At 40.6% G+C, this 23,032-nt stretch carries 20 protein-coding genes; 4 read left to right on the top strand and 16 right to left on the bottom strand.

The genetic code is table 11. The features are described from left to right. Window positions 1-39 precede the first annotated feature (39 nt). Both CSV76_RS11905 and CSV76_RS11900 read right to left on the bottom strand, forming a co-directional pair. Complete coding sequence (locus tag CSV76_RS11905) at window positions 40-612, bottom strand: SCO family protein (RefSeq protein ID WP_085426840.1); 573 nt, start codon at window positions 610-612, stop codon at window positions 40-42. 463 nt (window positions 613-1,075) lie between these two features. Further along, a complete protein-coding gene (locus tag CSV76_RS11900; protein ID WP_085426841.1) occupies window positions 1,076-1,555 on the bottom strand; it encodes an OsmC family protein in 480 nt (159 codons plus the stop codon). Between the two features lie 256 nt (window positions 1,556-1,811). Between CSV76_RS11900 and CSV76_RS11895 the strand changes: the two genes are divergently transcribed. Continuing rightward, complete coding sequence (locus CSV76_RS11895) at window positions 1,812-2,231, top strand: hypothetical protein (protein ID WP_099625718.1); 420 nt, start codon at window positions 1,812-1,814, stop codon at window positions 2,229-2,231. A gap of 323 nt (window positions 2,232-2,554) precedes the next feature. Here the strand turns inward: CSV76_RS11895 and CSV76_RS11890 are convergent, their stop codons facing one another. The 8 genes from CSV76_RS11890 to CSV76_RS11855 all read right to left on the bottom strand — a co-directional run bounded on the left by CSV76_RS11890 (window position 2,555) and on the right by CSV76_RS11855 (window position 10,774). After that, complete coding sequence (locus CSV76_RS11890; protein ID WP_099625717.1) at window positions 2,555-3,475, bottom strand: HNH endonuclease; 921 nt, start codon at window positions 3,473-3,475, stop codon at window positions 2,555-2,557. Window positions 3,476-3,639: 164 nt separating this feature from the next. After that, window positions 3,640-4,032 carry a hypothetical protein gene (locus CSV76_RS11885; protein WP_099625716.1) on the bottom strand — a complete coding sequence of 131 codons (393 nt, stop codon included), beginning with the start codon at window positions 4,030-4,032 and terminating at the stop codon, window positions 3,640-3,642. Window positions 4,033-4,488: 456 nt separating this feature from the next. Next, window positions 4,489-5,565 (bottom strand): S26 family signal peptidase, encoded by a 1,077-nt coding sequence (locus CSV76_RS11880; protein WP_099625715.1) that lies wholly within the window; start codon window positions 5,563-5,565, stop codon window positions 4,489-4,491. Further along, window positions 5,558-6,049: a sigma-70 family RNA polymerase sigma factor gene (locus CSV76_RS11875; RefSeq protein ID WP_233204472.1), complete on the bottom strand. Its 492-nt coding sequence runs from the start codon at window positions 6,047-6,049 to the stop codon at window positions 5,558-5,560. Before CSV76_RS11875 ends, CSV76_RS11880 begins: the two co-directional genes overlap by 8 nt. Before the next feature lie 28 nt (window positions 6,050-6,077). After that, a complete protein-coding gene (locus CSV76_RS11870) occupies window positions 6,078-7,367 on the bottom strand; it encodes a polysaccharide deacetylase family protein (protein WP_099625713.1) in 1,290 nt (429 codons plus the stop codon). 188 nt (window positions 7,368-7,555) lie between these two features. Next, entirely contained in the window at window positions 7,556-8,098 is a 543-nt protein-coding gene (locus CSV76_RS11865) for an SCO family protein (protein ID WP_233204470.1), read from the bottom strand. 112 nt (window positions 8,099-8,210) lie between these two features. Beyond that, complete coding sequence (locus CSV76_RS11860; RefSeq protein WP_099625711.1) at window positions 8,211-9,971, bottom strand: GMC family oxidoreductase; 1,761 nt, start codon at window positions 9,969-9,971, stop codon at window positions 8,211-8,213. 23 nt (window positions 9,972-9,994) lie between these two features. Then, window positions 9,995-10,774: a gluconate 2-dehydrogenase subunit 3 family protein gene (locus CSV76_RS11855; protein WP_099625710.1), complete on the bottom strand. Its 780-nt coding sequence runs from the start codon at window positions 10,772-10,774 to the stop codon at window positions 9,995-9,997. A 387-nt stretch (window positions 10,775-11,161) separates the two neighbouring features. On the opposite strand from CSV76_RS11855, the gene CSV76_RS11850 reads away from it, so the two are divergent. Both CSV76_RS11850 and CSV76_RS11845 read left to right on the top strand, forming a co-directional pair. Further along, entirely contained in the window at window positions 11,162-11,602 is a 441-nt protein-coding gene (locus tag CSV76_RS11850; RefSeq protein ID WP_085426851.1) for a cell wall hydrolase, read from the top strand. Between the two features lie 157 nt (window positions 11,603-11,759). Continuing rightward, window positions 11,760-14,345 (top strand): CBS domain-containing protein, encoded by a 2,586-nt coding sequence (locus tag CSV76_RS11845; protein ID WP_099625709.1) that lies wholly within the window; start codon window positions 11,760-11,762, stop codon window positions 14,343-14,345. Window positions 14,346-14,419: 74 nt separating this feature from the next. Here CSV76_RS11845 and CSV76_RS11840 read toward each other — a convergent pair whose 3' ends face one another. The 6 genes from CSV76_RS11840 to CSV76_RS11815 form a co-directional block, all read right to left on the bottom strand. Beyond that, window positions 14,420-15,817: a thermonuclease family protein gene (locus tag CSV76_RS11840; RefSeq protein WP_099625708.1), complete on the bottom strand. Its 1,398-nt coding sequence runs from the start codon at window positions 15,815-15,817 to the stop codon at window positions 14,420-14,422. 164 nt (window positions 15,818-15,981) lie between these two features. Continuing rightward, complete coding sequence (locus CSV76_RS11835; protein WP_085426854.1) at window positions 15,982-17,316, bottom strand: hypothetical protein; 1,335 nt, start codon at window positions 17,314-17,316, stop codon at window positions 15,982-15,984. A gap of 393 nt (window positions 17,317-17,709) precedes the next feature. Further along, window positions 17,710-18,675, bottom strand: coding sequence for an SH3 domain-containing protein (locus CSV76_RS11830; protein WP_099625707.1), 966 nt, complete (start codon window positions 18,673-18,675; stop codon window positions 17,710-17,712). A 356-nt stretch (window positions 18,676-19,031) separates the two neighbouring features. Then, the gene (locus CSV76_RS11825) at window positions 19,032-19,514 is read right to left on the bottom strand and encodes a nucleoside deaminase (protein WP_099625706.1); all 483 of its coding nucleotides are present in this window, start codon (window positions 19,512-19,514) and stop codon (window positions 19,032-19,034) included. A gap of 24 nt (window positions 19,515-19,538) precedes the next feature. Next, window positions 19,539-21,083 (bottom strand): NAD(P)H-hydrate dehydratase, encoded by a 1,545-nt coding sequence (locus CSV76_RS11820; RefSeq protein ID WP_099625705.1) that lies wholly within the window; start codon window positions 21,081-21,083, stop codon window positions 19,539-19,541. Window positions 21,084-21,133: 50 nt separating this feature from the next. Next, window positions 21,134-21,916, bottom strand: coding sequence for a hypothetical protein (locus CSV76_RS11815; RefSeq protein ID WP_099625704.1), 783 nt, complete (start codon window positions 21,914-21,916; stop codon window positions 21,134-21,136). Between the two features lie 161 nt (window positions 21,917-22,077). On the opposite strand from CSV76_RS11815, the gene CSV76_RS11810 reads away from it, so the two are divergent. Further along, window positions 22,078-22,629 (top strand): hypothetical protein, encoded by a 552-nt coding sequence (locus CSV76_RS11810; RefSeq protein WP_099625703.1) that lies wholly within the window; start codon window positions 22,078-22,080, stop codon window positions 22,627-22,629. Window positions 22,630-23,032: the final 403 nt, after the last annotated feature.

Genomic DNA, 23,032 nt, shown 5'->3' with positions numbered 1-23,032 from the left:
GATTAGAAAGGCTTTTTCATATAGTTACATCTTTTCGGCTTACGCGCCGAGTACCGTCTTGACGTCTTCTATTAACAATTCATTCTCAGTCGCTGTCAGCCCATCGTATCTTTTCACAATCTCACCGTCAGGGTTTACTAAATAAAAGTAATAGCTATGGGCGCGTTGATCTAGCGCTCCCTTTTCCAATATAGAAAGGAAAGTGTTTTTTGAAATATCTTGGATCGTTTCAAAATCATAGCCTGTCAAAAAACTCATCGTATTCAAATCCGCTCCAAAATCCGCAGCATACTTCTTCAGCACTTCAGGTGTATCATAATCAGGATCTATACCGAATGATACAATTTGAGGTTTCAGACCCTCTTCTTTTAATTTTTCTTGAACATCGACCATATTCGCTGTTGTTCTTGGGCAGACTGTAATGCAGTTCGTATAGGAGAAATACGCAATCCACCAGTCCCCTTTTAAATCATCCAATCCAAGAGGTTTGTCATCTTGTGTAGTAAATGTAAAATCAGGTATTTTTTCAGACATATTTGTTTCGATTTTCTTATTACACGCGCTCAGAAATAAAATGGTCGCGCATAAAAGAATAGCTACTTTAATTTTCATGAAGATCCTCCTACTTTTGGTATATCGCAATGAAGAAAGTAAGTATACCACATTCGACATCTATTTATAATTGCAGTTTACTCATTGTCTAACCCCGGTCTTGGAATGATTGTATCATCATTTCCTTGTTCAATGTGAATGAGCTATTTTTGTTGAAACTATTCTATAAGCCAAATGTAGTGTTATTTATTAGTTATATCAAAAAAATAGCGGATGCAGAACTTACAAAAGCAGGATAAAACGTAGTCATATTAGAACGAGGTAAAAACAAATAGCATGAAGTCTTCATCGGAACGAAAGATGAATTACGCCACTCTAAAAGATATGAGCAGAAGGCGGCAATGTTGTAGCTGCATCACTTGAGAAAAATGCTTGATTTGAATGAAAAAACACGCCATCTATTCGTCTAAAAAGACAAATGATGGCGTATTTTTATACCTATTTATAACCTGGCTCTAGACAATCACTTAATATGCAACGTAACGTCTTCTTTCAAGCTAGAAAGAATCGGTGAACGTTCAATTGCAATGGCCGCAATCTCTGCTAGATGTCCTTTATTCGTAGCAGACTGTGCTGATAAGACGATCATTGGTTTCGTAATTCCACTATTTCCACTTTGAATTCCTAAAAACGGTGCTTTATCACATACCCCACTGAAGACAATTTCCGCTCGATCCACAATTACACCTTGATTATGTGCTTCTAAATGAAATGTAACGCCAAAACTCGTAGTTGCGGCAGCGATCAATAACTCAATCGGCATCACTTGCTTTTCTCCTGGCTTCGCAAATCCTTCTAAATCAATTTCGTGCAGATCTTTCGTTTCAAGCGATATCATTTCACCCACTACATAATGACACGTCCCCTGCCATTCACTAATGGCGAGTGACGGATCTTGCTCTATCAATCGTTTAATTTCAGTCATGATTTTAGTTGTACTCATATTATGGCCTCCTGGTAATCTAAGTTGTATTTAGTGTATATGCAGATCAGGAAATTTTAATCCACTCTGGCTGTATTGGCCCCTAGTATAGGTTGCTAGGCCAGCGTGTTGTAGATGAAGTGATTCCTTACGTGTTAAAAAGTTCATACTACTCATTTCCTTTACCATGATTATATACTGAATCTCTTCAATTAGTGGAACTACTATCCACTCTCGTCGTATATATATTATAATCAAAAATCAAAGAGGTGATGGGATGAAAAAGAAAGTTGTTATAGGGTCCATTCTAGTGCTGCTGATCGTACTAGTTTTCGCCTCGACTTTCCTACATAGGGCGACTGAAGATCCGATTCTTGCCAAGCGAATTGAGGAACAAGCCAACAGTGGTGTGATGAAAATCCCATTGAGTACATTAACAAATTTCGACTGGGATCAAGCCATGGTCTTCGGTCCATATACTTCGAGAGAAATGATTGAAGACCGTTTGGATATTACAGTCAAAGGCAGTATTCAAAATATTGATTTTAGAGATGATCTATTCTTGCTCGTTTTTGCTAATGGCAAGTATGCGGTTAAAACTGTTGAACTACCTAGAAGAACTTTTGATTTTACGAATAATGATTTTATACTAACGCCGTCCTATGACGACTTGAACGTCGGTCGTTATTTGCAATAAAGTGACCACAATTATAAACAGTATGGTGAAGTTTCAAGAAAAGCATCCCTCCTCGTTACCCACTATATAGAGAATAAATCCAAAAGGGATAGTGCGTGTGGAAATCTTTTGTCCACACGCACTTTTTCTTTTCTTTGTAGTTTTCTTAAATGCTTAGGTTATTGCTAGGTGCAAAACTCTCCCATGGAACGGAGCAAATTTGTCTACTACATAGACTGTTTTGCTCTCTTCGTACAATCTATTTGAGCAAAATATAAAACAAAAAAACCCTTTTTTGCTCTATATAGAGTAAAGAAAGTAAATGGGATACTAAATAAACGATTTTATTTTTTGAGCATATGCTTCTTATGCCATTTAAAGTAATATTTATTTTCTTCCATACGTACAATTTTCACTTTTGGATGTATTGCATACTTCTCATAATCTTCTTCTGGAATCTGCGAAGAAATATGGATCTTTCCCTGACCATCGAATGCAATGAAACCTCCATCATATAACGCTGCATGATTATAGCATAGTAATAGCCCATTATACCGATTTAATCTTTCCGCTTCAGTGCTATCCTTCCAGGGCTTGGAATGACTAGCTTTCAACAAAGCGGGTAGCTTAATTTCACAAATCGCACATGTACCATTCCATTGATCCATCAATTCATTTCTGAACTTCTGTTTGCCTAGCCGCACTTTCGTTTTAGCTTTCGATTCCGTTTCAGTCAACATAGGGATGAACGTATTATGTTCGGTTCTTTTCACAATCCCAATAGCAAATTCCAACTGTTCGTCATCTTCTACAAAAATATTCAACTCACCAATCAGTTCCACTAACTTAATCAATAATTCTTCATTACACGGATATAGGTAGCCTTGATTTCCATTTGAATCTTGTTGGAATGGAGAATATTTCATCGGGAGGTAAGGTTCGATATGAGTAAAATGATCGCGAACATTTAATGGAATTTCTAACTCATGATACTCTAAGTGAACTAGATATCCTTCTTCATTGTCTTCTAGATGTGTCCTCATACTCGAAGGCTTTTCTGCGATCACATAGTCAGATGTAGCCACGCTCATTGCGACAATATATCCTTTCACGTAATGCAGGATCCGATCTCCTGCACGCACTTCCCTTACGCGCTCCCATGAATGTTGCTCTTGTCCAATACGATCTTTTCGGGGTGTCCAAATGATTCCTACTTCTCGTTCTTCGTGATATGTACGTCCTTGCATGACGATGAAACTTTGCATCAATGAGAACTCCTTTCTGAACCGATTTCGTGTACTAGTACTCTTATCATATCTGGTACGGTTAAAAAGTGCATTCTTTGCAAACGAAAAACTGCAGACCACTCTACTTAGAGGGTTGTCTGCAGTTCGATTGTTTTGTATTTAATTATCGTATGAAGAAAGTTTCACTTCTCAAACATACTCTCAATCAATTCTTCCATATCCTCTGCGGCGTGCAGTTCCTTCGACTGGAGGGCATCCAGCTCACCGTTCTCCATCGCTTCCACGCTGAACTTCTTCGTCTTCTCTTCTACACAGTTGACGAATATCGTATAGGCTTCTTTTAGTTCATTGCCTTCCGTTTCAAACGCGTTCGGAACTTCCAATGCATTCATGTCATTCAGAATTTGCTTGAACTCTTCTACTTTCCCCATCCATTGTTCTTGCATCCCTGGAATATCGAGTTCTTGTTTAGAAATAAATTCTTCAGAAATACCTTCATATTCTTCTGACGCTATAATCAAGCGTTCATGTAATCCAATGATTTTCTGTAAGTAATCTTTTCTGCTGAGTGCCATAGTATCATCTCCTTGTATGAGTATACCTGTTTAGTATTTCATCATACATCTTCCAATGCAAACGGGAGGGTTCGGGCACTTCTTTCTTACTTCTTGAAATTGAAGTTCTTGTCTTTTTCATCAACTATAACGAGTACTTGATCCATCACATAGTTTCAATCGCTAGTATGTCTGTAATACTTGTATCACGCTATTTAAACGATTATGTATACACACCAGACCGGCTCTATATAGCGAGCGGTTGGTTGACGGCTTATGCAAAACAGGTGCCGGTCTGGTATGTTTTCTATTTCTTGTTTCGATAGTGCTTCCCATGGTTATTGCTCATGTTACATATAATGAAAACCAGGCTGGCTCTATAAGCGAGCGGTTGGTTGACGGCTAGTGCTGAACAGGTGCCAACCTGGTTTCTTTGAGGCTATATTTGGCATCACCTCCTTTAAAGTCTTTAACAGATCAATTTTTCACAATCCACTGTCCAGAGTTAGCGTCTCTTCCCATAGAGAACGCTTGCTCCACGACACCTTCGCGTCCATATTGATAACGTATTTCCACTCTGTCTTCATTGATTGGAATGGCTCTGCGATAAGCAGCCTCGAGGAATAGTTCTCCGATTCTGCTCGTTTCCGCGAATACCGATGACTCAGGTAGTTTATTCAAACCGGTGAGCTGATCATATAAATACAAATCGAAGTACTCTTCGGCTGTATAATCACTCTTCATTTGATCAGTCAAATAATCGATGTAAATTGACTCGGTTCTTTCTTCCGTTGCGACGCCAATTAATTTACCGTAAATTTTATGCACTGGCGTGACGGTCGCTCCTTGAACCGTCCCCTTTGCCGGGAAGTGGTTCAGCAGTAAATATTCCCGCGCATTCAACAACTGATCATATCCGCCAGCAATCTTGACGTTTTGTTCTGTATAGCGATCCATCAGCTCGGACGATAATTTGTTGCCGTTAATGTTCAGCTTACCGTCTTGCAAGACAACACGATCTCCAGGTACCGCCACGACTTCATAATAAACACCTGTATACGTCGGCAAGTGACTATTCGTATTCGTAAAGGTCTTCACTATGTCACCTGGCTCATAGACCGTAGCATCGTATAAATCCGCTTTACGTTCTAGAACTGGATGATATGTGTCCGTACTAAATTGCAGTGAAAAAGATTCATCATCGACGTATAATAGACCGTCTACTTCCTTCGCCTCAGGCAATGAAGAAAATTCTTCGTAATCAATGGACGATAGTTGGTCTTTCTTTTGAAGCGCAGAAATCAACGCCATATCGTCAAGTGGATCATACGGTGTGCCCGGTCCTTGATCGGAAGAGATTTGATTGTCCGGCATCAAGTTGAACACGAGCAACAAGGCGACAACGGGTAATGCCGCTGTGACGAGCAAAGCTTGCCAAGAAAACTGTCTCTTTCGCGAAGGTTGGAGGTCATCGTGCACGCGCTGTTTAATTCGACGTTCCTGTTCTGTTGTATCGCCCATCATTTGGTCGAGTTTTCGTTTAAAGTCATTCAAAGTCGTCCACCTCCTCATCTTCAAAAAATCCCTTCAATTGCAACTTTGCTCTACGTAATCGAGTCTTGATCGTGTTTTCATTGAGCCCTAGAAATAATGCGATTTCCGCAATCGATTGCTCGTCATAATAATATAAAAGTAGAGGCTCGCGATATTTCAGCGGCAGTTGGAATAAGTGTTTTTCAAGTGAAGCGAGCTGCTCTTGCTCAATGATTTGTTCTTCCGAGCTTTTGGTTGATACGAAAATCGTTTCAAATACGACATCTTTTTTATGCTTCCAGGAGCGCAAATAATCTTTTGCACGATTCGCCGTCATTTTCGTCAAATACGTTTTAAGAGAGGCTTCATTGCGAAATTGGTCGCTCTTCTGGAAGTACGTGACGAAGACTTCCTGCACGACATCTTCAGCAGTTGACCAGTTTTTCACGTATAGATAAGCGATTCGCACTAAATAATGCGAATGCTCATTCATTATTTGATCCATTTCATTCATTTGGGTTAGTCACTCTCTTCTATGGCCATCTCATGTCTCCGTCAACATACGTTGCAAAATCTTTAAACGACCTTTTTTCTGTCATGCCAAATCGATTCACTTCATAATTGGAACGATCCATATTGGCATATCCTTCTACTGTTGTATAGCCAATTAGTAATCCTACTTCTTTAGCAGCCGCGATAAATTCATCATTATATTGGCCATATGGATACGCGATCGAAATAGCTGACGGTACATGGTGCAAATTCAGCTTCAAATCTTCGATAATTTCCTCTTCGGAATGTTCGAAAACTAAACCCGCTCCGCTTTCTATCCCTAGCTCGTGCAATGCGCATGTGTGGGCTTCAAACTGGAAGACATCTGTCATTTCTTTCAGATCTTCCGCATCAAGATACTTCAACAACCCGCCACCGTCAAATGCCGGTGCCCCTTTTCCTCTGTCCAAACGTGAAGAAATGATGTGGTGAGGTGAAGTAAAACCGTATTGCTTCAAGACGGGATACGCATATTTCTTCGATGATAATAATCCATCGTCAAATGTAATAATCAAAGCTTTTTCGGGTATGACTAATCGCCCTTCAAGATAATCATACAATTCTTGTGAAGTCAGCGTCGTAAATTGTTCATTGGCTAAATACGCCATTTGCTCTTCAAATTTTTCAAGTGAGATTGTACTCATTTCTGTTTCCATTAGTTTACGTGGCAGTACTTGGTGATACAGCAATACCGGCAAGCCTTCATCCATTTCCGCGGATGACTTATGAATATAGCCGGCACGTTCACCGACTTTGATAATATACCAATCGTTTTCTTCCTGCACAACTGGATAGCGATAACCTTCCCTCAATTGCATGAGGATACCACTTTCACGATTTGCTTCCGAATAGACCGGTGTTTCTTCAGCTGTTTTTACTGCCCCGAGACGTTCTGCATGTAACGGTGCTTTGATCACGTTCTTTTCCACCTTTGCCTGTCCTTTACGAATAAAAGCTGGCATCTTACCTACTCGAATCTCGTAATATTCCTCATCTTCACCAATGATCGCAACCGCTTGATTCGCTTGCAGTTCACCAATTCGGACAAGATTCTCTTGCTTCATATACATCGGTTGGTTTTGTGTAAGTGTGACTACCTGTTCAAATTCTCTCTCTGTAATGAACGGTTTGCTTTGTATAGTTTCCGCAAATGCCGTGGCTGGCTGCTCATGGTACAGTGGCACTTCATTCAAATTCCACTTGGCTCCATCTCCCATTATAAATAAGAGTAAGCTCGCTAGTAACAACATACAGCTATATATTTTCTTCATGTGAATCCCCCTATTATCATTTGCGCACCCTACAGACGGAGGAATACAGAAAAAGTTTCAAAAGTTTTTTAGAAAGTTTTTTATCGATGAGAACCGTATAACGTACATAAAAAGAAAAAGCATACTTTCGCCCTTTTTAGAACGAAAGTATGCCTGATTTAGTTATATAAATTATTTTTCAAATAACGCTACTTCCCTAAAATCGTCTTCACATCTTCGACTAGCAAGTCATTATCCGTAGCGCTCATGCCATTATACTGTTTGACAATCTCGCCGTCAGGATTAATTAAATAAAAGAAAAAGCTGTGGGATCGCTGACCGAGCGCTCCTTTTTCCAATACTGCCTTAAATGTATTCACAGACAACTTACGAATTTCTTCAAAATCATAGCCTGTTAAAAACGTCATCGTATCTAGGTCGGCTCCATAATCTCTTGCATAATCTCGCAATATTTCAGGTGTATCCAATTCCGGATCGATACTGAACGAAACAATTTGCGGTGTTACACCTTCTTCTTTCAAACTCTCCTGAATACTGACCATATTCGCTGTCGTTCGTGGACAGACTGTTGTACAGTGCGTATAGGAAAAATAAGAAATCCACCAATCACCTTTCAAATCATCCAGCGCGAGTGTATTCTCGTCTTGTGTAGTAAACTCGAAATCCGGTAATTCTTCGGACATATTCGTTTCGATTTGATTGGAACAGGCACTGAGAAATACGGCTGTCAACAGGAGAAAAAGTATTCGGATATTCATAAGCATCTTTCCTCGCTATAATCTATATAAAGAAAGGAGAGAGGCTTCGATCTCCCTCTCCCCCGTTGTCACATCTTTAATTGGTTTACGCTTTTGCGCTTTCTTCCTTTTTGACCAACTGGCCTCCACCATCCTCGAGGAACTTGATCATTCCTTCAGCAGCACGATACGCGAGAGCACCAACTGTCGCTGTAGGATTGGAGCTACCCATCAATGGGAATGAAGATGCCCCTACTACGAATAAATTATCCATATCCCATACTTGTGAAAAGTTATTGACAGCAGATGTTTCAGGATTGTCTCCCATGATGACGCCGCCACCCGTATGATCGGAAAGTGATGTCTTATCAAATTCTGTTTCATCCGTAATTTCAGGAACTGTAATATAATCCGCGCCCATTTGCTCTAGTAACTCTTTTCCTCTTTGGTGAGCATATCGGACAATGTTGCGGTCTTGGTCATGGAACTTGCTCGTAACGCGCAGCAATGGATCACCAAACATATCTGTATACGTTGGATCTAAGTCCATATAGTTTTCACGCCAAGCGAGTGCACCATTTTGTTGCTGAACGTCTATACGACGGTTTGCATAGAAAATGGACTTGTCTTTAAATTCTTTCCCCCAAGAAGGAACACCTGCCGGAACGTGGTTATTCGTAATCGGTCGATCTCCTCTTTGAGACGTACGCAAACAGAAACCATGCAAGAAATCGAGTTTCGTATGATCCAGTTGCTCCACGTTGAAATCATCCATCGTCACACCAAGTGCACCCGTACCTGCATAGCGGTTGAATTTCTTCTCATCGAAGAATCCACGTACGCGTGTGTGCGTCAAGTTACGTTGGTGTGCTGTCAAGTGACTACCGATCACACCCGTTCCATTTTTCGGATTATACGGTTTCCCGATTTCCGATAAAAGCATTAAACGCGTATTCGTAAATGTAAATCCTGCCACTACGACTAGATCAGCCGGTTGGATGAACTCATCACCTGTTTCCGTATCTACATATTTGATACCGACAGCTTTTCCATTTTCATGTACAATTCGGACTGCATATGAATTATTGCGTAACTCATAATTACCCGTTTTATTGGCAGTAGCCAAGACCGTAGCGATTGGATCCGCTTTCGCTCCAAAATCACAGCCAAACGATTCACAAAATGCACAGTAAACACACGCATTGATTGTTTCGCCGTCTGGATTTGTATATGTTTCTGAAATGTTGGCAGAAGCAATACGATACGGGTGATACCCTAAATCTTTCGCTGCTTTCGTGAATGTACGAATGATATCCGTTTCTTTCATCGGTGGTGTAGGATAATCATCTGAACGCTGACCTGGTCGCAATGGATCGGGCTCCCCAGAGATGCCTCCCGTTTTTTCAAACTGGTCATAATACTTTTCTAGTTCGTCGTATTTTATACCCCAGTTCTGAAGTTGCATATCTTTCGGAATGATTTCCTCTCCATACTTTTCCACAGTCTTCGTGCGAATTTCGAAATCTGTCGGAAGCCAGCGATAAACCATACCGTTCCAGTGAACACCTGAACCGCCAGTAGCAGTACCATTAATAGCATTCGTATCGTTACTACGGTTTGGTGTCGCAGTTTCATCCAGCGTATTACGAATCGTCAATGTTTCCTTGTTCAATTCCTGGAACATGAGTTTCCGCACATCATAACGCAATTCATCTTTTGAACCGACGAAATCGTCTCGTTTCTGTGCCTTACCTCTCTCCAGACCTACTACTTTATATCCTTTTTTCGTTAATTCAGCTGCTGCAATACCGCCTGCCCAGCCTGAACCTACGACTACTACATCTACTTTTTCCAATGTTTTTACCATTCTGTTCTCCCCTTTCCTAAAGTTTATTTAGGTTGATAATCTGTCAGGCTGACCTGATCCATTTTAATAAATTTATCTTCTTCGATCATGTTGGCGTAAGATGCGATAGCTCCTGGATATTCTTTCATTTTCCAGCCTTTCATATCTCGGTTACCACCATATAAGGGATCACAGTACGCTCCTTCAAGCGTAGTTGAACGCAGTAGTGCAAAGAATGCCTTTGAGGTAATTCCTTTTACTTCTACTTTGTCATCTGCAAAGTCCGTCATGATTTCTAATTGTTGATCTTCTGTTGCTTTAATGAAATTCGTATCGAATCTCTTTTGGCTTTCCATATCCATTGCACGCAGTCCATTAATGAAAATCTGCCCACGATCTAGGCTTGAATCTGCTGCGGAAGTTTTAGGACCTTTAAAGGGACCTTGTCTGTAATCGCCAACGTTAGACCCGTAAGGACCCGCAAGTTGCTTGTCAATATAATACGGAACGCCTAACTCTATAGCACCAGGACCGTTATCGTCTTCAGGGAAGATTCGCTCAACGGCTTGCTCCAAAATAGCAAAGTCCGCCATGCGCGTGAAATACATACGCGCTTCTTCATAACGCTTCTCTTTAGCTGTTCCTTTGTCCGCAGTGGAATTCGCGTTGTTGTTATTTTTAGAGCGGCTTGTAAATAGTCCTCCAAGCAACGCACCACCGGCTACCCCACCGACAGCAATTCCTGTGTTCTTGACGAAACTGCGGCGGCCCGGATCTGAAACTTCATTTGTGTTTTTGGGGTTATTTGTATTATTATCTGCCATGAGCTTGTCCTCCTTTTTTGTATGAATACATCACTTCTACAACACCGTTGCACTCTTCATATATACACAATAATTAAAAATCTGAATGCGTATGCACAGATGTATGAATTTGTACATGTAGACAATGCGATCAGAAGATATAAATAATATCACAATAGTAATTTACTATTCTAAATATTTGTGAGTACTATGTACAGTGTAAATGTTCAGTGTAAATGTTCAGTGTATCTATTTCAATCTATTAAACCTGCATATTTCATTTTTAGACAGTAATCTACATTAGCGATTCAACGTTCGCTAGTATATTTATTTTCATTCCTATAACTATTTCCTAAAACGGCACATCATCACCCCTCTTTTTCATACACTATGAGTGAGGTGAAAACTATGGCGAGAGTCAAATATCGAAATTCAGATGTCGACTTAATGGCAAGAATGATGAGAGCGGAAGCCGAGGCGGAAGGTAATCAAGGCATGCTATATGTTGGAAATGTAATTGTCAATCGCGCAGTAGCCGATTGTCTGGACTTCAGGGATGTGCGTTCGATCAACGATGTAATCTTCCAAATACAAGGCAATAATTATTCATTCGAAGCCGTACAAAAAGGAAACTTGTTCTACCAACGTGCAAGAGAATCTGAAAAAAGATTAGCTGAACGGACTCTAACAAACTGGCGTCAACATCCTGCCCACTATGCGCTATGGTATTTTAATCCATACGCCCCTTGCCCGCCTACTTGGTATGGTCAGCCGTTTACAGGGCAATTTAAAAATCACTGTTTCTATGAACCGCAACCTGGGACTTGTGATAGTGTCTATATGGGTTAAAAAGCACCATAGATTAGACTCAATTGAACATTTTGAATGAAACTGATAAACTGTACCTATTACACTATTTAACGCGAAAAATAACCACCTTCCACTCAGGCAGAGCAGAGGGTGGTTATTTTTTTACTAACTCACATATTGTCTAGGGGGACTATCAGTGCAAATTATTACATCACACGTCAATACTGACTTTGACGCGCTCGCTTCAATGATTGCGGCGAAGAAGCTGTATCCGGATGCACAGTTGATCATTTCCGATAAGCTGGAAGGTCGCGTACAACGTTTCTTGAATATTTACCGAGATGTCTTCGACTTCGTGCCAAGCGCTCGTATTGATTGGAATCAAGTAACAGAAATGATTATCGTGGACGTCGCTTCACTTTCTAGAATCGGTAGACTCCCCGATGATTTCGACGTCTCAAAACGCAAAGTCATTATTTATGACCACCATCAAAAAGGCGAAAAGGACCTAGCATACGATGAAGGGACTGTGGAACTTACAGGGGCTGCTGTGACATTGCTTCTTGAGGAAATCCAGAGAAAGAACGTATCGATCACAAGTTTTGAGGCTTCCTTATTCGGTCTCGGCTTGTATACAGACACAGGAAACTTTACATACGCGAATACAACGGTCCGTGACATGAAAGCTGCTGCATATTTACTCGAACAAGGAATGAGCCTTGAGATGGTTGGCAGTTTCGCGGAGGAATCATTAACTTCAGACCAGCAAGATTTGTTGGATCAATTGCTTACACATACAGAAATTCATGAAGTCGATGGTCTTGAAATTGCAGTCAGTACGCATGAGTTGGATAGCTTCTTGAACGGTTTGGCATTGATTACCACCAAAGTACTGGGTGTGAAAGGAACGGATGCGGTCATTACTGTCGTCAAAATGAAAAATACTGTATGCGTCGTAGGGCGTGCAAATTCTGAACGTATTACACTGCAACCTATCCTGAAAAAACTAGGCGGCGGAGGTCACAAGCATGCAGGTTCCGCCACTGTGAAAAAAGGAGATAAAGACGCCATTCTTGAGGAAATCAACAATAGTATGAGTACAATGTTGCGCCCTGCGATTACTGCAAAAGAGTTGATGACGTCGCCTGTCAAAACACTAACGCCTGATACAACGATTGAAGAAGCAGGCCATCGCATGTATCGATACGGGCATTCAGGCTACCCTGTCGTCGAAAACAATAAATTGGTCGGTTTAATTACGAGACGTGATCTAGATAAAGCAAATCACCACGGACTCGGTCATGCACCGGTGAAGGCATATATGACGACTAAAATCTATTCAATCGGACCCGATGCTTCACTTGAAGAAATACAGGAACTCGTCATCGAGCATAATATCGGTCGCTTACCTGTGCTAATTGACGGAGAAATCGTTGGGATTGTCACACGGTCGAATATTATCGAAGTGCTCTATAGCGATATGACAGCTGACAAGCAAACAGAAAACAAGTCCCCTACCACTGAACTTATTGAAAAGATGGACAAGCATATGAGTGAAGAAGTTTCGCAATTGCTAAAAGACATCGGTGAAACGGCTAGCCGCATCCATACACCTGCCTACTTAATCGGTGGGATTGTACGGGATATTTTACTCGACAAGCCGAATTATGACATCGATATTGTGGCGGAAGGCAATGGAATCGAACTGGCGAAAAGCATGATGGAAACCCATGGCGGTGAAGTAGTGGAACATGAAAGCTTCGGCACTGCGACGTGGAATACCCCGTCCGGCCTATCCATTGATATGGTATCGTCAAGGCTCGAATATTACGAACAGCCAGCTGCTTTACCTGAAGTTGAAATCTCCATTCTCGAAGATGATCTGCAACGACGTGATTTCACGATCAATGCGATGGCAATCCGTTTGAATACAGAAGCGTTTGGTGAGTTGATCGATCCGTTTGGCGGACAAGAAGACTTGCGCCAGAAGAAAATCAAAATTCTCCATAATATTAGTTTCATTGAAGACCCGACACGTATTTTCCGTGCGGTACGCTTTGAAGAACGTTTCGGTTTCTCGATGGATGAGCAAACAGAAAAATTGGCACTGGAGTCAATTGATAAAGTCATCCACTTGTCACCGCAGCGTATTAATGAAGAAATGATTCGTTTATTCACAGAAGGCAGACCACAAGAAGTCATTCGTCGCCTATTTGAATTAAAAGTTTGGCAACAGTTTGGTGTCAGCGAGAAACAGTTAGGTGCTTCCGTCATGGCCGCTAGTAACTTAGAAAAGCTGTACAACGAACAAGTACGTCAAATCGCAAATCTGAAAATCGGTGAAAAACCAAGTTGGTTCAATTACTTCCTGTTGCCGTTCTACTGTAACGATAGCTTGTATGCAGCGGAAAAATTCACACTGCGAAAAAACCGTAGGAAGCTGTTGGAAGAAATCACCGCATTGCAGCGGCATGATCAATGGCATGCAGCGGAACAACCTGGAGACTACCACTTGTTCCTTCACGATTTTTCCGACGAAGCGATCCTGTTTATCCTAGTGGCGGATGAAGTAGCGCATCTGGAATCCGTCATTGATTATTTGTACAAACGCAACCAACTTCAAAATCTATTGTCGGGTGGCGATTTAATGAAAGCCGGACTTAAACCTGGACCAGCATTCGCTAAGATCTTGCTCCTTCTGGAAGTAAGGCAGCTAAATGGAGATATTGCCTCCAAGGATGATGCGTTGAAGTGGTTAGAGGAGTATTTGTGTAAGAATTAATCAAAGACACCCGAAACTTCAACTGAAGTTTCGGGTGTCTTGTTTTCTCTATTAAATTTCTAAATATAGATTATTCAATCCTTTTTACCCTTACATATTTCCAGAAACAAGACTATACATGTCGCTAAAATCGCAGACAATTTAGTAGTTTCTCTGTCTAGACTTACTCTCGCACTTATTTTAAGTGGTACCTCTTCGACTTGGCACTCTTTATCTTCTCGTTCCATTATGTCCTTTTCACCTTGTGTACTCGTTTCCTCAACTATATTTTTACTCTTGATAAATTTATCGTAAATAAGGTTGATCACTATACTAAAGAAAAGTAATTGTAATAAGAAACCAATAAACATTTCTAACACAACTATAAAGCGTATATTTCCATTAGGAATTACATCACCATACGATCCACCAAAGAAAGTAGTGCCACTTAAATATAGATAATCACCTAAATCATTCAGATGATCTGTCCCGCCATTTACGGAAATATGATCTCCTATAACTTCTTTGTCGTCAGTGTATATTTTTCCCGAAAAGAAATCCTCTTGAGTTATATGAACTATTCGTGGATTATCAAATACAGCGTAGACAAATGTAAAATAAGAAATAACTACTAGGACTGACCCGACAATGAGGGCACTTAACTTCTTGATATTCAATATTTCTATGTGTTTCAATATGAATTTAGATAGAATGTAAAAAATAACTAGTATGATAATTAAACAGATTCCTAAATATATCTTAGCAGCCATTTTATATTGAATCGCTACTATGATCACTGGAAAAGGAATAATCAATAAGGAAATGAATCCATAGAACAATCCTGACCAACTCGGAATATTTGATAACTGTTTTATAGTGAATAGCAAGTACATCAAGTTAACTATACTAATTACCGCTAATACTTTATATATTCCTTTCCCCATAATAACTTCCGAATTGCTTATCGACTTGCTTTGATAACGGATGCCCCAAATCCCTGATTGATTATCTTTAGCCATCTTTTCCGCATGTAAAAAACGCATTTTATATTCTGGTTTAATTAGGTCGTCCATATTAGCTAAACCTTCCGCAACAATTAACTCATTTATAGTTAGATCATCATCAGCTGAAAAAGATATGAGATAGTCGTCCTGTTCAACTTCCTTCAAGTAAATAGTTTTGTTTAATAGAATCTTTTCAATTTCATTTACAGCATCTTGCTGATGAAAAGTAACTATATCCTCCACAAACAGTACTGCGTCTTTTATTTTTTTAGATTCTATTTTTAGTGGAGCCTCTTCAAAATTCCCTTTAAACTCTTCGTACTCTTCGAACATACTAGTTGAGATGCCATAAAGATGAATTCGATTCGTGTCATTGACTTCTATAGTATACGGATCGATAATCTTCGTCACAGTATTCTCTTCGGCGGATGACACATCGGGAAATAAAATGATAAATAATACGACTACACATAGCTTGAATATCTTCACTTATACACTCCTCATGTTTTTTTATACGGAGAGGCTTACAGTTTGATTTTTATGTACAGATATCTTTTACAAATTACAAACACCCCAAACTCTACCTGAAATTTGGGGTGTTGAACTTATTACAACCATCACTTATAAAATTCTATCAAAGTTAAACAAGAATCCTATTTCGAATCCGCCCTAAACCCCGATTTATCGTAGCCATATTTATCATAACCATTTCTATCGTAGCCTAACTTATTAAAGCCTCTTCGGTCATAGCGCTCTTCATCATAGCCCGACTTGTCGTATCCTTCATCATCGCGATCCGTCCCGTTTCGGTGAATCCCTTGAGGAGTAAAGCCGTTGCAATCGAATCCTTTAGTATCATATTTCGTACCGTTCGCATGTTTGCCATCCCGATTGAAACCGTGTGGATCATAGCCGAAACGATTATAGCCGTCTTTATTAAAGCCATTCTTATCATATCCTTGCAGATTAAAGCCTTTCTTGTCATAGCCTTGTCGGTTTCGGCCGTTCTTGCCAAAGCCTTCTCGGTCGACGCCTGCTTTATTGAAGCCATCGCGATTATAACCTTCGCGGTCGATGCCATGCTTATTGAAACCATTTACATCATAGCCTTCACTATCGTAGCCGAGCGAATTAAAGCCGGATGCATTGTACCCTGCTTTGTCAAAACCATCACGATTGTACCCATGCTGATCGTAACCCGCTTCATCATACGTTTTTTCGCTGATATGTCCACCATCACGTGTAAAACCTTCACGGTTGTATCCTCTTCTATTAAAACCTTGTTCATCAAAGCCTTCTTGGTCATACCCTTGTTCGTCAAATGAACTGTTATTTTTATGGACACCTTGGAAATCAAAACCGCTGCCATCATACATCGTGCCATTCATATGCTTGCGATCGCGATTGAAGCCTCTTTTATCGTAACCAAATTTATTATAGCCTTGACGATTGAAGCCATTCTTATCGTAACCCAAGTTATTAAACCCGTCTGTCCGATAACCTTGTGCACTGACACCGTATTTATTGAAGCCATATTTATCATAGCCTTGTTTATTGAATCCTGCCCGATTGAAGCCGTTGACATCATAACCTTCTTTGTTATAGCCATTTTTGTGATAGCCTTGGCGATTGAAGCCATCCGCTTTATAGCCGTCTTTGTCATAGCCTTGCACGTTATAACCGTTCTTATTATAACCGTTTGCATCATAGCCGTAGCGATCATAACCCGTCCGATCAAAGCCTGCTTTATTAAAGCCCGTTGCCTTAAAGCCTTCTTTATCATAGCCTTGATTGTCATAGCCGTTTTTATCGAAGCCCTGTGCATCAAAACCATATTTATCAAAACCACTAGCATTATATCCATGTTCATTAAACCCATGACGATCATAACCAAACTTATTGAACCCTTGTCTATCGAAGCCCTCACTGTTATAAATCGTTCTATCTGGTTCAATGTTTTTATTGTTTAACGGATCCCCATAATTCATGTCGTACCCCCGCATAATTTGTTTTCGAATTCCAACTCTCTATGCATCATACTACAAAAAGGGAGTAAACTCATCAAGTTTCGCAGTATAACGATACGTAGGAAGTGAATGAATATGGGCAGGAGCACAAAAACCTACCAGATTATTTTTCTGATAGGTTGAATAAACATATATTTTAAGCTGTAATCTGTACATTTCTTTTCATTTCGATACTTAGTCGAATCAATGCTTCTCGATCTACCATGCGCACGTCATGTAGGTGTATACGTCACTGCCTACCTGAAACTTGAAAACGGCGTACCGGCAGACACAATAATAAATCCAACCACTTGATCTAGTAATTTTTGCTCTTTCTTCGTTCGATTATTCATAGTGAGTCGCTCACCCTTCATTTTAAGGAATACTGTTATTCATCGTATTGTACGAAATCCATCCCACGTAAGAACCTTCATTTGTGTAGGCTCTCACTTTACACCACGTTCTACTAGCACTCTCTACGTGCGTCTCCAAAATATATACTTCAGTTCCTTTATACAATACTATTCCCACATTCCCACCTAAAGTAGGCGCATCTCTTAGATTGGCGATTTTACTCGTTGTATAAAGAGTTTTATTCACCAAATTAGCACCCGTTATTCTCGCTTGTTCTAATTCCCACTTACCTGTTTCCTTACTTTTAGCACTTGCTATGGCTATGGCTTCTTGTTTTCTCTTTTCATCTTCAATCGCTTTTGCCTGTTTTTCTTCTTCGCTCTTCGCTTGTGCAATCTTTTGATCTTCTTCTGCTTTAGCTACGGCGTTTTTCTTAGTAACATCTTTTTCTATAGCTAGTAAAGTGTCCTTTAAATTGCTGATTCTTGCAGAGCCTGGAGCTGCTTTCAGATACGCATTCACGATGTCATGAGCTTCATCGAATTCTTGATCCCCTATCAATTCTTCAATTTCGGCAGCAGTCACATCTTCAATGTCTTGTAATTCAGTTGTTGCTTTTTCATATAATTTGGTATCGTTCTCAGGCACTTTTGAAAAATACTTCAGCGCTTTGTATCGATCATTATGATCTAGTGACTCAATGCCTCGCTCATAATTTTCATTTGCTTCCATTAATTCAATCGCATTTTCACGCTTTGCCATTACATCGTCCGAGTATTTCTTCGTTAGCATCGTGTCATAGATTGCGATGCCATTTTCATACTTTCCTATCGCAACCAATGAATCTGCTTGCTTGATCGTTTTATTGTCTTTAATGACAGTGAATAAAAATACACTTACCGCAATGACTGCCACGGATAATATAGTTAAAATGATTTTATTTTTATTGCTTTTAGCGTTTGTGGAACTAGTACTCCTCTTTTCCATTCTTCCCAACCCCTTCCGATTGACTATATGTACGTGTAAACTGTGTGAATGGATAATATGTGGCGACTGATTTCATTGGACATCTTTCATTGCCCCCACAATAGTAATCAATTTCTAGTAGAATTTAGCATTTTATGAATCCATCATACTATGGAATAACGCAAACTGTACATAGAATTCTCTAATTATTTTAAGTACGAAACAGAATATACACAATGCTTCAACACACGAGCATACGAGTAAATAATGAAATATAGTCAACCTACTTCTAAGCTGCATTGAATTTGTCTTTTCACACACAAAAGCCCACCAGTTTAAACTGATAGGCTTTTGACATCATCATCTTTTCCTATATATCACCGTTGCTTCGCGTGATACTGGCGATGCAGCTCATGAACTTGCTCTGCTAGTTCTGGAACAGGCCCTTCCACTTCCGCGTTCAAAATGACACCCTCGATCGGAATCGATTGAATGCTTTGGGTTTCGACACCCAGTTCTTTCTTCCACTCTGATAACTGTTTGGATGAACTCGCATACACGATTTTCCCTAGACCGACTAATCCATGAGCAGCCGAGCACATCGGACAATGCTCTCCGGAAGTATAGACGACTGCGTTTTTCTTTTCTTCAGCTGTCATATTTTCGCCAGCCCAACGTGCCAAAGCAAATTCAGGATGTTGCGTCGCGTCACCGTTTCCTACCCGATTACGATCCTCAGCCAACACCTTGCCTTCAGCTGAAACAAGTACCGAACCAAACGGCTGATCACCGTGGTCTACTGCTTCTTTCGCCAACTCCACACATCTTTGTAAATGCTGTAAATCCGTTTCATTGATCATAATAAAATCCTCCTTATTCACTTACTAGTTTGTTGTCCAATCATGTAATAACTTTCTGCTACCTTCAATAATATCAGGTGCAGTCACGCCATATTCCGAATGAAGAGCCGACTGATTTTCACCAGCTGACGCATGCAAGTAAGTTGCCGCAATTACCGCTTCTTTTGGTTTAGCTCCTTGAGCAAGGAATGAGGCGATCAAACCCGTCAGCACATCCCCCGATCCGCCTTTGCCAAGCGCGCTACTACCTAAGGGGTTAATATACACTTCCCCTTCAGGTGTCGTGATAACCGTACGATGCCCTTTCAACACTAAATACAGCCGATGCTCCAACGCAAATTGTTTCGCTATATCCAATCGATTCGCTTCCACGTCCTGTACGGTCGTATTCAGCAAAGCACCCATTTCACCAGGATGCGGTGTAAACACTACAGGGCCATCATATACACTAATTATGTCCAGCAGATCGCGTGATAAATACAATCCATCCGCATCGACTACAACCGCTTGTCCGTCCAATGAATGCCAGAGACTTTTCATCCACTCTTCACCGCCTGCAAATCGACTCAACCCAGGTCCGACCGCCACTACATCATACGAATTGAATAGTTCTTGCTCACAGGAAGTTACAGCGACATGACCATCCGTTTCTGCCATTGGCCAAAACAGTGCTTCGGGAAACTGCGTAGCCGCCATCGGATAGATCCCCTCTGGAACACCGAGCGTCACAAGCCCCGCACCCGAATGCAATGCAGCTTTAGCAGTGAAGATTGGTGCACCTACATATGACTTCGAACCGCCCAGGACGAGCACATGCCCGAATGTTCCTTTATGTCCGTGCTGTGGTCGTTTCGGTAACGCGTTAATTGCATTGTTTTCCGTAATCACTTGTGGCAGTTCCAGTGTAAGTTCATCAGCTATAGAAGGTGGGACTGAAATATCAACCACTTTCCATTCGCCGATATGCTCTGGTCCTTGCTGCAGGAAGAATCCAACCTTCGGGGCAACGAACGTAATCGTATAATCCGCTCGTATAGCTATATCTGCCACTTCTCCAGTATCGCTATTTACCCCGGATGGAATATCTACCGAGACGACTCTACTCCTTGATGAATTGATGAGCTCTATAACTGAGCGAACAGGCTCACGTAGTTTGCCCGTACATCCTGTTCCTAACAACGCATCCACAATGATGACGTTTTCACTTAACAATAGCTTTATATCCGGAATAAGTTCTTCTATAAAAGGCACCATTTTAAGTTTTCGATTCTTGTAGACATCATAATGAACTTTCGCATCGCCTTGCAAGGAGGATGTATTGGTAACGATAAGCATGCAAGATTTGCCTTCATCCTGTAATCGGCGAGCGATAACAAATCCGTCTCCGCCATTATTACCTGCACCTGCGAACACGAGGAATCTTGTGTCAGGCTTATCACGGGTCAGTTTTAACAGCTCATCAGTCACTTTCATGCCGGCGTTTTCCATAAGAATCGCCCCCGGCAGTCCAAGCGTTTCAATCGCATAATGATCCATCCGTCGCATATCCTCTCGTCCCACTGCAAACATTGACTTCACTCCCTATAGTTGATGGAATTTCACAGACATCTTGCATACATTCAAACCTCTCGGATACGCACAGCAGACGGATGGACCAAATCAATCTGCCACCATTTCCATTTAAAATTCAACTTCCCGATGACTGCGATCTGATACACTTTGTCAAACTCAACATCATCTTTATTCGAACCTCTATATATTTGCGTTCTATATTTCCATTCGCCTAACTTATTCTCTGTCCATAATTTGAGTAAGTAATAAGTGAATTTCTTCCCTTTTTTATTTACAGCTTCTTTTTCAGTCACTTCCAATTTAACTTTTCCATATAAAAGACGGATATCTGTTCCGTCAGATGCGTCAATCCAGCTCGTTAAACTTTTTCTTCTGATTGCTTTCACTTCTTGAAGCTCTTTTTTATCCCCATGAATCAACATCGGATTTTGCTCTTCTTTAGTCGTTTTCTGGTTATGATCCTGCTGTCTCGATTGTCGATGTGTATTCTTAAATAGCATGCGCATCATGGAATCCAGCTTATCTTGGACTTTATCGTAGTTGAGATTTTCCACATACTTCTCTATCAATTTCTTAGATGCATACTCATACATATAAGAGCATCCTTCACGATGGTCCGAAGTGGGTTTCTTTTTCAAATGGGTCCTTGCCGAAGATGATTTACTCACTAAAAACAAATCCGCCATTTCACATTCGGGACATCGCATGAAGCCTTCATATGGAGAATAGTCGCCCTGATTAGCAATGGCGTAATCTACTACCTCTTCTATAAAATGATTCTCATCCGTTTTAGTATAATAAAATTCTTCGAAGCTTTTTGATTTCACCATACCATCCCTCCTGCCATAAAATAAAATACTTATATGAGTTCATATTCCGTGTCTATTATCTCATATCTATCTATTCAAATGGTACCAGGACCACAAACAATTCAGAATGTTTATGCTATGATACACATAACCAATACTACTTTACTAAATGGGGTGAGCGAATGAATTTCATGGCTTGGGTGATTATTGCTTGTGAAATAGGTTTTTGGGTCGTTATTCTGGCTGGTCTGATTACACGCTATGTATTCAACAAAAAACGGCTCGGCTTATTTTTTCTAGCGTTAACACCAGTCATCGATTTACTCTTGCTAGTCGTCACGGCTACCGATTTATATAACGGCGCTGTTGCCACACAAGTTCATGCCATTGCGGCGATCTATCTCGGAGTATCGATCGCATTCGGAAAAAGCATGATTCACTGGGCGGACGAACGCTTTCTTTACTACGTCAAGAAAGAAGGCACAAAACCTGCGAAGAAAACAGGATATGCCCATGCGCGCCATTCCGTAAAAGGTGCGCTGCAACATGTACTAGCATTTATCATCGGTGGCGGGTTCTTGTTTGTCATGATTTACTTAATTGGAGATACCAATAAAACCGAAGCACTTTCTCAAATGCTGAAGTTATGGGCGCTCATCGTTGGCCTTGATATGGTCGTCTCACTCTCCTACTTCATTTGGCCACGGGCTGAAAAAGTTCATCGGCATAGGTAACACGCTGTTCTTAAAGAGATACGAGGTGCGGTACATGCGGAGTAAACAATATGTAGCACGGCAGATTGTAAATCACCTTTTATTTGATGAACAAATTAACAACAGCACATAACTAAATGCGCCACAGCTAATTGTGTTATTAAATTTCCTTATGAATGGATAAGTGGGATGGCACCTGAGAATATATTTCGGGGGAATTTAATACGTCGAAGTTAAAAAAGGGGGTTTATGTTAAAATGGATTGTAAGAGATTGGCTTGTTAAGCAAACGGGCCATATTGAGTAGGACTTGTTGAATTAAATGGCAGGCTAGTTTCGATGTACACTTTACTTTAAAGGAGATATAAATGAAGACAAACGATAGGGCTATATGGGAAATAATAAAGGATATTTTTACTTATATT

This window comes from Sporosarcina sp. P17b (assembly GCF_002743115.1).
Classification (GTDB): Bacteria; Bacillota; Bacilli; order Bacillales_A; family Planococcaceae; genus Sporosarcina; species Sporosarcina ureae_C.
This window is presented reverse-complemented; position numbering and strand designations above follow the sequence as displayed.

Coding starts and splice junctions, on each gene's coding strand:
- CSV76_RS11905 (WP_085426840.1), bottom strand. CDS start 612: ATGAAAATTAAAGTAGCTATTCTTTTATGCGCGACCATTTTATTTCTG.
- CSV76_RS11900 (WP_085426841.1), bottom strand. CDS start 1,555: ATGAGTACAACTAAAATCATGACTGAAATTAAACGATTGATAGAGCAA.
- CSV76_RS11895 (WP_099625718.1), top strand. CDS start 1,812: ATGAAAAAGAAAGTTGTTATAGGGTCCATTCTAGTGCTGCTGATCGTA.
- CSV76_RS11890 (WP_099625717.1), bottom strand. CDS start 3,475: ATGCAAAGTTTCATCGTCATGCAAGGACGTACATATCACGAAGAACGA.
- CSV76_RS11885 (WP_099625716.1), bottom strand. CDS start 4,032: ATGGCACTCAGCAGAAAAGATTACTTACAGAAAATCATTGGATTACAT.
- CSV76_RS11875 (WP_233204472.1), bottom strand. CDS start 6,049: ATGGATCAAATAATGAATGAGCATTCGCATTATTTAGTGCGAATCGCT.
- CSV76_RS11870 (WP_099625713.1), bottom strand. CDS start 7,367: ATGAAGAAAATATATAGCTGTATGTTGTTACTAGCGAGCTTACTCTTA.
- CSV76_RS11860 (WP_099625711.1), bottom strand. CDS start 9,971: ATGGTAAAAACATTGGAAAAAGTAGATGTAGTAGTCGTAGGTTCAGGC.
- CSV76_RS11855 (WP_099625710.1), bottom strand. CDS start 10,774: ATGGCAGATAATAATACAAATAACCCCAAAAACACAAATGAAGTTTCA.
- CSV76_RS11850 (WP_085426851.1), top strand. CDS start 11,162: ATGGCGAGAGTCAAATATCGAAATTCAGATGTCGACTTAATGGCAAGA.
- CSV76_RS11835 (WP_085426854.1), bottom strand. CDS start 17,316: ATGAATTATGGGGATCCGTTAAACAATAAAAACATTGAACCAGATAGA.
- CSV76_RS11830 (WP_099625707.1), bottom strand. CDS start 18,675: ATGGAAAAGAGGAGTACTAGTTCCACAAACGCTAAAAGCAATAAAAAT.
- CSV76_RS11825 (WP_099625706.1), bottom strand. CDS start 19,514: ATGATCAATGAAACGGATTTACAGCATTTACAAAGATGTGTGGAGTTG.
- CSV76_RS11820 (WP_099625705.1), bottom strand. CDS start 21,083: ATGTTTGCAGTGGGACGAGAGGATATGCGACGGATGGATCATTATGCG.
- CSV76_RS11815 (WP_099625704.1), bottom strand. CDS start 21,916: ATGGTGAAATCAAAAAGCTTCGAAGAATTTTATTATACTAAAACGGAT.
- CSV76_RS11810 (WP_099625703.1), top strand. CDS start 22,078: ATGAATTTCATGGCTTGGGTGATTATTGCTTGTGAAATAGGTTTTTGG.